Consider the following 12,803-nt stretch of genomic DNA (forward strand, 5'->3'; position numbering starts at 1 on the left):
TTCACTGGAGACCCGGGAGCAGAAGGGGCTGCCGCGTAGCAGTGGCTGGCTGTTCATTGTCTGGGTGCTGGTGGTAATCAGCGCTCTCGCCGTGTCCTACAGCTCGCACTGGAGCCGCGTGTTACTGAACGAATTGGCCGCCGAGATGGACCAGCGTGAGAATGCCCAGGCCGAATGGGGCCGGTTGATACTCGAGCAAAGTACCTGGACGGCCCACAGCCGTGTCGAAGCACTGGCCACCAACGAGCTGAAAATGCGCGTGCCGGAAGCCAGTGAAGTGATACTGGTGAAACCATGATTGCGCTCAAGCCCAACGGTAGCCTGCATCCGTGGCGCTTTCGCGTGGTGATCGGCGTGCTCGCGGTATGCAGTGCCTTGATCAGTTGGCGGATTGTCGAACTGCAGGTAATGGACGGCGGCTTCCTGAAAAACCAGGGTGACAAGCGCAGCATGCGTCATACAGTCATACCCGCCCACCGTGGCCTGGTGACCGATCGGCATGGCGAGCCCCTGGCAGTCAGCACGCCGGTCCTGACCCTGTGGGCCAACCCGAGCATCCTGATCAACCATGAGTCTCGCTGGGATGAGCTGGCCAAATCACTGGGCACTGATCCCAAGACGTTTGCCGAACGGTTGCGGGCAAACGCCGGAAAGGAGTTCATCTACCTGCGCCGGCACATGACGCCCCAGGACGGTGAAGCGGTGACAGGACTCAAGGTTCCGGGTGTCCACAGTATCGAGGAATACCGCCGCTTCTATCCCACCGGTGAGGTTGCCGCGCATCTGGTCGGTTTTACCAATGTGGATGAAGCCGGTCAGGAAGGTCTCGAGCTCACGTACAACGATTGGTTGCAGGGTGTGCCCGGCAAGCGTCAGGTACTGCAGGATCGCCGTGGCCGTCTGATCAAGGATGTGCAGGTGGTCAGCAATGCCCGGCCGGGCAATGACCTGGCCATGTCCATCGACCTGCGCCTGCAATACATCGCCCACCGCGAGCTGCGTGAAGCCCTGAAGAATTTTGGTGCCAAGGCCGGCTCCGCTGTGCTGGTTGATATTCGTACCGGCGAGGTTCTCGCCATGGCCAACCACCCGAGCTACAACCCGAACAACCGCTCCAACCTGAAGCCGGACATGATGCGCAACCGCGCATTGATTGATGTTTTCGAGCCGGGCTCGCCGATCAAGACCTTTACCGTTGCTGCTGGCCTGATGAGCGGCCGTTATCAGCCAACCACGGTGATGGATACCCGTCCAGGTACCATGCGTGTCTCGACCCTGACTGTCAGGGATTTTCGCAATTACGGCATGCTCGATCTGTCCGGCGTGATCATGAAGTCGAGCAACGTCGGCGTGGTCAAGATCGCCCTGGATATTGGTGCGGAGCAGATTTTCACGCTGCTGCAGGATCTTGGCTTGGGCGAGTACACCGGGCTTGGCTTTCCCGGCGAAAGTACCGGCCATATGCCTAATCATCGCAAATGGCCGCAGATCGAGACGGCCACACTGTCCTACGGCTACGGTCTGTCGGTTACTGCAACGCAGTTGGCTCAGGCCTACGCAACCCTGGCCAATGGCGGCAAGCGTCTACCGCTCTCATTGCTCAAGGTCAATGAGCTGCCCCAGGGTGAACAGGTGATACCCGAGGATGTCAGCAGACAGTTGCTGACCATGCTGCGCGGCACGGTAGATGGTGAGGGCGGCACCGGCTCACGGGCTCGGGTGCCCGGTTATCAGGTAGGTGGCAAGACCGGCACCGTGCACAAGACTGAGAATGGCGGCTACGCCGAAGATCGTTATCGGTCGGTATTTGCCGGTATCGCTCCAATTAGTAATCCACGCTTCGCCGCAGTGGTAGTGATAGATGAGCCAAGCAAGGGCGAATATTACGGTGGCCTGGTGGCGGCGCCCGTGTTTGCTGAAATCATGTCCGGCGCGTTGCGTCTTCTGAATGTGACGCCCGATGACCTGCCGGCACTGCAGCAGGTCGAATTGCCGCCCCTTCAGGTCGAGGAGGGTTCGCGCGGATGATGACTCTCCAGCAGTTACTTCCTGAATGGCAGGGCCATTCCTGCAGCATTGAGCACCTGACCCTGGACAGTCGCCAGGTACGACCCGGGAGCCTCTTTATTGCGGTGCCGGGCTCGCGTCAGGATGGCCGAGACCATATTGCACAGGCTGTGAAGGCTGGCGCGAGCGCGGTTGCCTATGAAAGCGCCGATGGCTTCAAACCTGAACCCGTGCTGAATGATAACGGCCATACGCTGATGGTGCCGGTGAGCGGTCTGGCCGTTGAGATTTCAGCTATTGCCGGGCGCTTTTACCAGGAACCCAGCCGGGATTTGGGTCTGGTCGGTATTACCGGAACCAACGGCAAGACCAGCGTCAGTCAGATGCTGGCCCAGGCGCTGAGCGCGCTGGGCAAGCCCTGCGGCGTAATCGGCACCCTGGGCAGTGGTCTGCTGGACCAGCTCGTCGATCACGGCATGACCACGCCGGATGCCATCAGCGTGCAGCGTCAGCTCGCGCAGATGCGGGATCAGGGTGCCGGCTGGGTATGCATGGAGGTGTCTTCCCATGCGCTGGATCAGGGGCGTGTCGCGGATCTGGAATTTGACTTGGCCGTATTTACCAATCTCAGCCGTGATCATCTGGATTACCACGGCGACATGGCGAGTTACGGCGCAGCCAAGGCCAAACTGTTCGACCGTCCTTTACAGGCTGCGATCATCAACCTCGATGATCCCTTCGGTCTGGAGCTGATCGAGCGCAGCCCCTCGCGTTGCTTTACCTACAGCCTGAAAAACGCTGATGCGGACCTGTATTGCAGCGATATTGAGTACACCAGCGAGGGCATCCGCGCTGCGCTGCACACCACGCGACGCCATTCAACGCTGCAGAGCCCGCTGTTGGGCGAGTTCAATCTGGCGAATCTGCTGGCGGTGATTGCGACACTACTGGCTCTCGAGGTGCGACTTGATCGGGCGACTGCGTTGGCCGCCGAGCTGGCGCCCCCTGCCGGTCGCATGCAGCGCCTGGGCGGCGGTAATCGGCCGCTGATTGTTATTGATTATGCCCATACGCCCGATGCCCTGGAAAAGGCGCTTGCTGCGGTCCGCGCCCACGCCCAGGGAACCTTGACCTGTGTGTTTGGTTGCGGCGGGGATCGAGATAACGGTAAGCGGCCTTTGATGGGCGAGGTGGTCGAACGTCACGCTGATCATCTGATCGTTACCGATGACAACCCTCGCACCGAATCCTCGCATAACATTATCCAGCAGATACTCGCCGGTATGCAGCGCCCTGACTCGGCCATTGTGATTGCTGACCGCAGCGCCGCCATCCGCAACAGCATTCTGCAAGCCCAGGCTGGAGATTTGATTCTCCTGGCCGGCAAGGGCCACGAAACCTATCAGGAGATTGACGGCGTGCGTCACCCTTTCAGCGATATCGAACAGGCTACCAAAGCCCTGCAGGAATGGGAGGCAGCCCGTGCTTGAAGCCATGCGTCTCTCTCAGCTGCTGAAACCCCTTGGCAGCAGCCTGGTCGGCCAGGATGCAACCTTCGACAGTGTCACTATTGACGCGCGTGCCGTAGCCCCTGGTGGTTTGTTTGTTGCGCTGGCTGGTGATCACGTCGATGGCCATGACTTTGTGACCCAGGCCCGTGAGAATGGCGCCGCCGCTGCAATGGTCGCTTATGCGGTAGACGATCCATTGCCCCAACTGCTGGTGCATGACTGTCGGTATGCGCTTGGCCAACTTGCGGCTCTGGCGCGCAACGCCTTTTCTGCACCGGTGATTGCCATCACCGGCTCAAGCGGGAAGACCAGCGTAAAGGAAATGCTCGCTGCCATACTCCGCGAGCGCGGTCCCGTACTGGCTACCCGTGGCAACCTGAATAACGAGCTGGGTGTGCCCCTGACGCTGCTTGCGCTTGAATCAACGCATGAGTTTGCGGTGATCGAGATGGGTGCAGCAGTACAGGGCGATATCGAATACAGCATGAACCTGGCAAAGCCGCAGATCAGCGTTCTGACCAATGCCGGGATGGCCCACGTCGGGCGCTTCGGCAGCCCGGAGAAAATTGCCCTGGCCAAGGGCGAGATACTCACGGGCCTGCCTGCCGACGGCAAGGCTGTCATCAATCTGGACAGCCCCTGGTTCGAAGACTGGTACCAGTCCCTGGGCCGCCGTACGTCGCTGGCCTTCAGTCTCACCAATCCGACCGCACAATTGCGCGCCGAGTCGGTGGAGCTGGACGAGCGTGGCTGCCCCGGTTTCCTGCTGGTCACGCCCAAGGGTTCGATCACCGTCCAGTTGAACTTGCTGGGCGCTCACAATATTGCCAATGCGCTCGCAGCAGCTGGCGCCGCGTTGCATCTGGAAACCGAGCTTGAAGTGATTCGCCGCGGCCTGGGTAGGGTGCTGCCGGTTGCCGGTCGGGCCAATCCGCTTGCCGGACGCAATGGTGCTTTGGTGATTGATGACAGTTACAACGCCAACCCCGCATCGGTCAAAGCCGCAATCGACATCCTTGCCAGCCTCGATGGTCGCCGCATTCTGGTACTAGGTGATATGGGGGAACTGGGCGAATGGGAACAACAGAGTCATCGCGATGTGGGTATCTATGCCCGGGAAAAGGGGCTTGATGCCTTGTTTGCGGTCGGCAGCCTGTCTGCACTTGCAACTGAGGAGTTCGGCGCTGGCGGTCATCTGTTTGGCACCCGGGAAGAGCTGGTGGCGGCACTTGCAGCGCAGCTCGATGCCAATACCCGAGTACTGGTAAAGGGTTCGCGTAGTGCGGCCATGGAAAGCGTGGTTGCAGCCCTGACTACCACTGGTGCGTCCGGCGGTACTGACAACAATAACGACAAGGCCAACTGATATGTTGTTGCTTCTGACTCAATATCTGCAGCAGTTCTACACCGGTTTTGCGGTGTTTCAGTACCTGACCCTGCGCGGTATTCTGGGCGTTCTCACGGCCCTGGGTCTGGCCCTGTTCCTGGGTCCATGGATGATCCGCACGCTGAGTTTTCGTCAGATTGGACAGTCTGTGCGCAACGATGGGCCCCAATCGCATTTATCCAAGGCGGGTACACCGACCATGGGCGGCGCGCTGATTCTGGTCGCGATCGGCATCAGCACGTTGCTCTGGGCTGATTTGAGCAACCTGTACGTGTGGGTTGTGCTGGGAGTGACCTTCTCCTTCGGTGCAGTTGGCTGGGTGGATGATTACCGCAAGGTAGTGGAAAAGAACTCCAAAGGCCTGCCATCGCGCTGGAAGTATTTCTGGCAGTCGGTGTTTGGTCTGACCGCAGCAATCGTACTCTTCATGACCGCGACCAACCCGGTAGAGACCACGTTGATTCTGCCGTTTTTCAAGCAGGTCGAATTTCAGCTCGGGATCTTCTTTGTTGTATTGACCTACTTCGTGATCGTCGGCTCGAGTAACGCCGTCAACCTGACCGACGGTCTGGATGGTTTGGCGATTCTGCCAACGGTCATGGTCGGTGGCGCGCTGGGTATCTTTGCCTATCTTTCCGGCAACGTGCGCTTTGCCGAGTATCTGTTGATTCCCTATGTGCCAGGCGCAGGCGAGCTGATCGTATTCTGCGGCGCATTGGTTGGGGCCGGGCTGGGGTTTCTCTGGTTCAACACCTATCCCGCTCAGGTGTTCATGGGCGATGTGGGTGCGCTGGCGCTGGGCGCTGCGCTTGGAGTCATTGCGGTGATCGTTCGGCAGGAGATCGTGCTGTTCATCATGGGCGGTATCTTTGTCGTGGAAACCCTGTCGGTCATCGTCCAGGTTGCCTCGTTCAAGCTCACCGGTCGCCGCGTATTTCGCATGGCGCCAATTCACCATCATTTTGAATTGAAGGGCTGGCCCGAGCCGCGGGTAATAGTGCGGTTCTGGATCATCACCGTCGTACTGGTGCTGGTCGGTCTGTCCACATTGAAACTGCGTTGAGGAAAGTGTTGTGTCACTGATTACCACGGACAAGCAGCGGATCATCGTCGGCCTCGGGAAGACCGGGCTGTCGGTTGCGCGCTATTTGGCTGGCCGCGGCCTGTCATTTGCTGTGGTGGATACACGCGAGAATGCGCCGGGTCTGGATCAGCTCAAGCGTTTTGCGCCGATGGCTGATCTGTACCTGGGCGAACTGGACCCGGCTATCCTCAATCGTGCCTCGGAGCTGATTGTCAGCCCAGGTATCGCGCTGGCTGAACCGGCCTTGCAGGCGGCCAAAGCTGCTGGAGTCAACCTTGTTGGCGATGTGGAGCTGTTTGCCCGTGAGGCAAAGGCGCCAGTCATTGCCATCACTGGCTCCAACGCCAAGAGCACTGTCACAACGCTGGTGGGCGACATGGCAGCGGCAGCCGGCAAGCGGGTGGCCGTGGGCGGCAATCTGGGAACGCCGGCATTGGACCTGCTGGATGAGAAGGCTGAGCTGTATGTGTTGGAGTTGTCGAGTTTTCAGCTGGAAACAACCGACAACCTGAACGCTGAAGTGGCTACGGTTCTGAACATGAGCGCCGACCACATGGACCGTTACCCCGGCATGGTTGCCTATCATCAGGCCAAACATCGGATCTTTCGTGGTGCGCGTCAGGTGGTGGTGAACCGGGACGACAGTCTGTCTCGGCCGTTGCTCAACGAACAGCTACCCTGCTGGACCTTTGGCTTGTCGCGGCCGGACTTCAAAGGCTTCGGGCTGATCAAGGAAGAGGGCGAGCAGTATCTGGCATTTGAATTCAAGCCGCTGATCGCAATCTCAGAACTCAGAATGCGTGGCGCGCACAATCATGCCAATGCGCTGGCTGCTCTGGCTCTGGGGCATGCTGTTGGGTTGCCCATGGACGCCATGCTGCAGACGCTGCGTGAATTCACCGGTTTGCCACATCGCTGCCAGTGGGTCGCCGAGCTCTCGGGCGTGGATTATTACGACGATTCCAAGGCAACCAACGTGGGCGCCGCCCTGGCAGCGATAAAGGGTTTTGCTGCCGATTGCAGCGGCAAACTGGTACTGATTGCCGGCGGAGACGGCAAGGGTGCTGATTTTGCTCCGCTCAGCAAGGCGGTTCGCGAGCATTGCCGGGCGGTGGTGCTGTTAGGTCGGGATGCGCCCTTACTGGCAGACGCCCTGGACGGTTGCACCCGGCTGGTCCGCGTCAACACCCTGGAAGAGGCTGTACAGGCAGCAGCCGAAGCCGCGCAGATGGGTGATATCGTGTTGCTGTCGCCTGCCTGCGCCAGTCTGGATATGTTTCGCAACTTTGAAGAACGTGGTCGGCTATTTGCCGAGGCTGTAGGGAGGTTGCCGCAATGATCGGTATCGCTACCCTCAAGGAGTCAGCCGCGCCCCTGTTAGGGCCCCGCCGTTTCGATATGGACATGCCGTTGCTGGTGGCCGCCCTCTGCCTTTTGGGGCTTGGACTGGTCATGGTTTCTTCTGCTTCCATGGAAGTGGCTGCGGGTCAGTTGGGTAATCCCCTGTTCTATATGATCAGGCAGCTGATTTACGTGCTTATCGGATTCGCTGCACTGGTCTTTGTGATTTCGGTGCCAATCCGCCTGTGGGAACAGTTCCGGTTTCCCTTGCTGTTCATTGGTATCGCTCTGCTGGTGGCCGTACTGATCCCCGGCATCGGCCGCGAGGTTAACGGCAGCTGGCGCTGGATCGCCGTAGGGCCTATCAATATTCAGCCCTCGGAGCTTGCCAAGCTCTTCGCCGTAGTGTTTCTTGCCGGCTATCTGGTGCACAGGCAGGAAGAGGTGAAGGAAGGCTGGTTCGGTTTTATCAAGCCGTTCATGGTGCTCTTCCCGATGGCTCTGTTGTTGATCGCCGAGCCGGACTTTGGTGCCACAGTCGTTCTGATGGGCGCAGCCGTGGGCATGCTGTTTCTTGGCGGTGTAGGCCTGTTCCGATTCATCCTTCTGTTCGGTTCGATTGCGATTCTTGGTGGGCTGCTGATCGTCATCGAGCCCTACCGGCTGCAGCGCCTGACCGGTTTCCTGAATCCCTGGGAAGATCCCTTTGGTACCGGTTATCAGCTTACCCAGGCGCTGATCGCGTTCGGCCGTGGCGAGTGGCTGGGCATCGGTCTGGGCAACAGCATTCAAAAGCAGTTCTATCTGCCCGAGGCGCATACCGACTTCGTTTTCGCGGTTCTGGCCGAGGAGTTGGGCCTGGTCGGCGCACTTTCGGCATTTGGGCTGCTGGTTTTTCTGGCCGTGCGCAGCCTGTATATCGGTCTCTGGGCCGAGCGCGCCGGCCGGCTGTTTGCGGCCTACCTGGCTTACGGTCTGGCCATCATGTGGATAGGCCAGATATTGATCAACGTGGGTGTGAACGTCGGTCTGCTGCCCACCAAGGGTCTGACCCTGCCGTTCCTCAGTTACGGTGGCAGCTCGCTTGTGGTCTGTTGCATCAGCCTGGGCATATTGCTGCGTATCGACTGGGAGCGCCGCCAGGCGCTGCGGGAGGTGGCCGATGAGTGATCGCGTGCTGATCATGGCCGGCGGTACCGGTGGCCACGTTTTTCCAGCTCTGGCCTGCGCACGCCTGTTTGCCGAGCAGGGCTATGAAGTGCACTGGCTGGGTACCCGTCGGGGCATCGAGGCCGAGTTGATACCCGCGGCTGGTATTCCGATTCACTACATTGATGTCCAGGGCCTGCGTGGCAAGGGCCGTCTGGGCTTGCTCAAGGCGCCGTTCCAGCTAATGCGCGCACTGTTCCAGTCGCTGCGTCTGCTGGCAGTGCTCGACCCGGTGTGCGTGCTGGGTGCTGGCGGCTACGTAACCGGCCCGGGTGGGCTGGCTGGCTGGTGCAAGCGCATCCCGCTGGTGATCCATGAGCAAAATGCCGTGGTGGGTACCTCCAATAGATTGCTCAGCCGCCTGGCCAAACGCCATTGTGAAGGCTTCCCTGGCAGCTTTGCCGATACGCCCAAGCGGCTGACAACCGGTAACCCGGTGCGTGAAGAGATATTTCAGGTGGCTCCCATGAACTGGCAGGCCGATCGCCAGCCGCGGCTGCTGATTCTCGGTGGCAGCCTGGGTGCATTGCCGCTGAACAAACTACTGCCACCGGCGGTGGCACTGCTGGGTGAAGCTGCCAGACCGGACGTGTGGCACCAGTGCGGACGCCAGCACGTGGAACTGACCACGCAAGGGTATGCACAGGCGGGTGTGAATGCGCGCGTAGAGCCCTTCATCGCTGACATGGCCGCAGCTTACGCCTGGGCCGATCTGGTGGTTTGCCGGGCTGGCGCCTTGACCATCAGCGAGCTGGCTGCAGCTGGCCGCCCCGCATTGCTGATTCCGTTGCCCCATGCCATTGACGACCACCAGAGTGCCAACGCGCATTTTCTGGCAAGCCAGCAGGCAGCGCTGCTGTTGCCGCAACACAGCCTCAGCAGTGAATCACTGGCTGAGCAGCTCAATTCCCTTTTTACCCAGCCGGAGACTTTGCAAGCGATGGCCGATAATGCCCGCCGCCAGGCCACACCCAACGCGACTGCGGATGTTGTCCGCGCCTGTCAGGAGGTGATCCATGGCTGAACCACGCCAGAAGGCCACATTCTTTCTGCCGGAGATGCGCAGGATCCGTCGTATCCATTTTGTCGGGATCGGCGGCGCCGGTATGTGCGGTATTGCCGAAGTACTGCTGAACCTGGGTTATGAAGTGTCCGGCTCGGACCTCAAGCGCTCTGCCGTCACCGACCGCCTGGAGAGCTTTGGTGCCCGGGTGGATATTGGTCATCGCCCGGAAAATGTGCAAAAAGCTGATGTGCTGGTGGTATCCAGCGCCATCAATACCAGCAACCCGGAAGTTGCTGCGGCGATGGAGAGACGGATTCCTGTCGTGCCCCGCGCCGAAATGCTGGCCGAACTGATGCGCTACCGCCACGGCATAGCCGTTGCCGGTACCCACGGCAAGACCACCACCACTAGCCTGATTGCATCGGTCCTGGCGGCGGCAGGTCTGAGTCCGACATTTGTCATTGGTGGCCGTCTGACCAGCGCTGGTACCAACGCGCAGCTGGGTGAAAGTCGTTACCTGGTAGCTGAAGCCGACGAAAGCGATGCGTCTTTCCTGCACCTGCAGCCGATGACGTCGATTGTCACCAACATCGATTCCGACCATATGGATACCTATGGCGGGGATTTCAACAAGCTCAAGCGGACCTTCGTCGAGTTTCTCCACAACCTGCCTTTCTACGGTCTGGCAGTGGTATGTATTGATGATCCGGTGGTGCGCGAGATCATGCCGCAGATCAACCGCCAGGTAGTCACCTACGGGCAGTCCGAAGACGCCGACATCCGCGCCATAGATATTCATCAGCATGGGATGCAGACCCATTTCACCGTGGTGCGTCACGGCCATGAGAATCTGGATGTGTCGGTCAATATGCCCGGCGTGCACAACGTACTGAACTCACTGGCGACCATTGCGGTAGCCACTGATGAGGGTATTGACGATGCGGCGATCATCCAGGGCCTCAGGGGTTTCGAGGGCGTTGGCCGGCGCTTCCAGGTGTATGGCGAATACCCCTTTGCCGACGGCGAGGTCATGGTGGTTGACGACTACGGCCATCACCCTCGTGAGGTCGCGGCAGTCATCAAGGCTGTTCGCGCCGGCTGGCCGGAACGCCGTCTGGTTATGATCTATCAACCGCACCGCTTTACCCGTACCCGGGATCTGTACGAAGACTTTGTGCAGGTGCTGGGCGAAAACAATGCACTGCTGCTGATGGAGGTCTATCCCGCCGGTGAAGAGGCCATTCCCGGTGCGGATAGCCGCAATCTGTGCCGCAGCATCCGTCAGCGCGGGCAGCTGGATCCCATCTATGTCGAGCGCGATGCAGATGTCTTCCCGCTTGTTGAAGCCGTACTCAAGCCCGGCGATATCCTGCTGACTCAGGGCGCAGGTGATATCGGTGGGTTGGCGTCTCAACTGGTAGATGGCCTGCAGAAATTGGCCGTCCGTGATGTGGAGGGCCAGGCATGAGCAACGTCACAGATTTTGGGCGAGTGGCAGTGCTCTATGGCGGTCGTTCTGCTGAACGCGCCGTATCGCTTAAATCCGGCGCCGCCGTGCTCGCCGCGCTTCAGTCGGCGGGTGTGGATGCCTATGGCATTGATGCGGGGCAGGATCTGGCCAACCAATTGATCGCAGATCGCCCGGATCGTGTGTTTATTGCCCTGCATGGTCGTGGTGGCGAAGACGGCAGCCTGCAGGGTCTGCTTGAGAGTTTGCAGCTGCCATATACCGGAAGCGGCGTAATGGCGTCCGCGCTGGGTATGGATAAGCTGCGTACCAAGTTGATCTGGCAGAGCCTGGGACTCACCACCCCTGCCTATGCGGTCCTGCGCGATCAGGCTGACTGTGGCGAAATAGTCTCGACCCTGGGTACGCCGCTGATCGTCAAGCCGATCCATGAAGGTTCCAGTATTGGCATGGCCAAGGTCCAGGATGTGGACGGGCTGGAGCTCGCCTGGCAGTCAGCACGCCAGTATGACGACGTGGCGTTGGTGGAAAAGTGGATTACCGGCGCCGAGTTCACCGTAGCCATTCTTGACGGTCGCGCGCTGCCGGCAATACGCCTGCGCACGCCGCACACCTTCTACGACTACGAAGCCAAATATCTGACCAATGACACACAGTATATATGCCCATGCGGGCTGTCACCGGAGCGCGAAGCCGAGCTGGGCGAGCTGTGTCTAGAGGCATTCAACGCCGTAGGTTGCCGGGGTTGGGGCCGAGTGGATGTGATGCAGGATGAAGCAGGTCAGTTCTACCTGCTGGAAGTCAACACTGTGCCCGGCATGACCGATCACAGTCTGGTGCCCATGGCTGCAGCTGCAGCGGGCATGTCATTTACCGAGCTGGTGCTGGCGATTCTCGCCAGTGCCCGCTACTGAGGGAACGGTATGTTGCGGCAGATGGTCAGAGACCCGCGGGCAGGCAAAACCCGGAGTCGGCGTGTAGCGCCGGGCCAGGGCGCCGTGCGTGTGGCTCCGGTCGCTGCGCGCAGCTGGCCGAAGCTGTCACTGAGCCGGCCATCGTTTGACGGCGCTTTGACGCGGATCAAGCAGGTGATCTGGCCGCTGTTACTGATCGGTCTGGGAGTGGGGCTGTACGAGCTTGGCAGCCGCATTCTGCCGCTGGCGGACCAGCCGATTGAATTGATCAGCGTGCAGGGCGAATTGCAGTACATCGATCCGGTAGCGGTGCAGGCCGTTATTCAGCCGTACCTGAACGAGAGTTTTCTGGGCATTGATCTGAATGCAATGCGCGGTGATCTGGCGGAGATGCCCTGGGTCGCCAGTGCTGCGGTAACGCGGGTATGGCCCAGTCAGCTGATCATCCATCTGGATGAGCAGTTGCCAGTCGCTCGCTGGGGTGATGCCGCTCTGCTGAACAACGCGGGCAAGGCTTTCACCCCGCAAGATATCAGCCAGTTTGCGGAGCTGCCGCAGCTGGATGGCCCACAGCGGGCCAAGCAGCGCGTCATGCAGTACTACCAGCAGTTCAATCGGCTGCTACGGCCTTATGGCCAGGGTGTTGCGAAGCTCGAACTGCGTGAGCGGGGCAGCTGGTTTCTGACCACCCAGGATGGCATCCAGGTGCTTCTGGGTCGTGATGCTCTGGTGGACAAGGTGCAACGTTTTTTGACCATCGATCAGCTCATGCTGGCCGAATACAGACCACAGATAGCGCGGGTTGACCTGCGCTACAACAATGCGATGGCAGTGGCCTGGCGCGAGCCGGTCGCGCAGCAATTAATCAAAGAGTGA

11 protein-coding genes are annotated in these 12,803 nt (G+C 59.8%); all 11 read left to right on the plus strand.

What is annotated here, in order from left to right; all coding sequences use genetic code 11:
- The first annotated feature begins 4 nt into the window (after nt 1–4).
- The 11 genes from ftsL to FZF01_RS10630 are packed head-to-tail and all read left to right on the plus strand — an operon-like array spanning nt 5 to nt 12,803.
- Nucleotides 5–298: a cell division protein FtsL gene (ftsL, locus tag FZF01_RS10580; RefSeq protein ID WP_150278209.1), complete on the plus strand. Its 294-nt coding sequence runs from the start codon at nt 5–7 to the stop codon at nt 296–298.
- A complete protein-coding gene (locus FZF01_RS10585; protein WP_150278127.1) occupies nt 295–2,028 on the plus strand; it encodes a peptidoglycan D,D-transpeptidase FtsI family protein in 1,734 nt (577 codons plus the stop codon). Before ftsL ends, FZF01_RS10585 begins: the two co-directional genes overlap by 4 nt.
- On the plus strand, nt 2,025–3,497 hold the full coding sequence (locus FZF01_RS10590) for a UDP-N-acetylmuramoyl-L-alanyl-D-glutamate--2,6-diaminopimelate ligase (protein WP_150278128.1): 1,473 nt from the start codon (nt 2,025–2,027) through the stop codon (nt 3,495–3,497). Before FZF01_RS10585 ends, FZF01_RS10590 begins: the two co-directional genes overlap by 4 nt.
- A complete protein-coding gene (locus tag FZF01_RS10595) occupies nt 3,490–4,884 on the plus strand; it encodes a UDP-N-acetylmuramoyl-tripeptide--D-alanyl-D-alanine ligase (protein WP_150278129.1) in 1,395 nt (464 codons plus the stop codon). The genes FZF01_RS10590 and FZF01_RS10595 overlap by 8 nt, the downstream gene beginning before the upstream one ends.
- 1 nt (nt 4,885) lies before the next feature.
- Nucleotides 4,886–5,968 (plus strand): phospho-N-acetylmuramoyl-pentapeptide-transferase, encoded by a 1,083-nt coding sequence (gene mraY, locus FZF01_RS10600; RefSeq protein WP_150278130.1) that lies wholly within the window; start codon nt 4,886–4,888, stop codon nt 5,966–5,968.
- A gap of 10 nt (nt 5,969–5,978) precedes the next feature.
- The gene (gene murD / locus FZF01_RS10605; protein ID WP_150278131.1) at nt 5,979–7,328 is read left to right on the plus strand and encodes a UDP-N-acetylmuramoyl-L-alanine--D-glutamate ligase; all 1,350 of its coding nucleotides are present in this window, start codon (nt 5,979–5,981) and stop codon (nt 7,326–7,328) included.
- Nucleotides 7,325–8,500, plus strand: a complete 1,176-nt coding sequence (gene ftsW / locus FZF01_RS10610) for a putative lipid II flippase FtsW (protein WP_150278132.1) — start codon at nt 7,325–7,327, stop codon at nt 8,498–8,500. The genes murD and ftsW overlap by 4 nt, the downstream gene beginning before the upstream one ends.
- Nucleotides 8,493–9,563, plus strand: coding sequence for an undecaprenyldiphospho-muramoylpentapeptide beta-N-acetylglucosaminyltransferase (gene murG, locus FZF01_RS10615; RefSeq protein ID WP_150278133.1), 1,071 nt, complete (start codon nt 8,493–8,495; stop codon nt 9,561–9,563). The genes ftsW and murG overlap by 8 nt, the downstream gene beginning before the upstream one ends.
- 34 nt (nt 9,564–9,597) lie before the next feature.
- Complete coding sequence (gene murC / locus FZF01_RS10620; protein ID WP_223825481.1) at nt 9,598–11,013, plus strand: UDP-N-acetylmuramate--L-alanine ligase; 1,416 nt, start codon at nt 9,598–9,600, stop codon at nt 11,011–11,013.
- Nucleotides 11,010–11,927, plus strand: a complete 918-nt coding sequence (locus tag FZF01_RS10625) for a D-alanine--D-alanine ligase (RefSeq protein ID WP_150278135.1) — start codon at nt 11,010–11,012, stop codon at nt 11,925–11,927. The genes murC and FZF01_RS10625 overlap by 4 nt, the downstream gene beginning before the upstream one ends.
- A 9-nt stretch (nt 11,928–11,936) precedes the next feature.
- Nucleotides 11,937–12,803 (plus strand): cell division protein FtsQ/DivIB, encoded by an 867-nt coding sequence (locus FZF01_RS10630; protein ID WP_150278136.1) that lies wholly within the window; start codon nt 11,937–11,939, stop codon nt 12,801–12,803.

Source organism: Halopseudomonas salina (assembly GCF_008641105.1).

Coding starts and splice junctions, on each gene's coding strand:
- FZF01_RS10585 (WP_150278127.1), top strand. CDS start 295: ATGATTGCGCTCAAGCCCAACGGTAGCCTGCATCCGTGGCGCTTTCGC.
- FZF01_RS10590 (WP_150278128.1), top strand. CDS start 2,025: ATGATGACTCTCCAGCAGTTACTTCCTGAATGGCAGGGCCATTCCTGC.
- mraY (WP_150278130.1), top strand. CDS start 4,886: ATGTTGTTGCTTCTGACTCAATATCTGCAGCAGTTCTACACCGGTTTT.
- ftsW (WP_150278132.1), top strand. CDS start 7,325: ATGATCGGTATCGCTACCCTCAAGGAGTCAGCCGCGCCCCTGTTAGGG.
- murG (WP_150278133.1), top strand. CDS start 8,493: ATGAGTGATCGCGTGCTGATCATGGCCGGCGGTACCGGTGGCCACGTT.
- murC (WP_223825481.1), top strand. CDS start 9,598: ATGCGCAGGATCCGTCGTATCCATTTTGTCGGGATCGGCGGCGCCGGT.
- FZF01_RS10625 (WP_150278135.1), top strand. CDS start 11,010: ATGAGCAACGTCACAGATTTTGGGCGAGTGGCAGTGCTCTATGGCGGT.
- FZF01_RS10630 (WP_150278136.1), top strand. CDS start 11,937: ATGTTGCGGCAGATGGTCAGAGACCCGCGGGCAGGCAAAACCCGGAGT.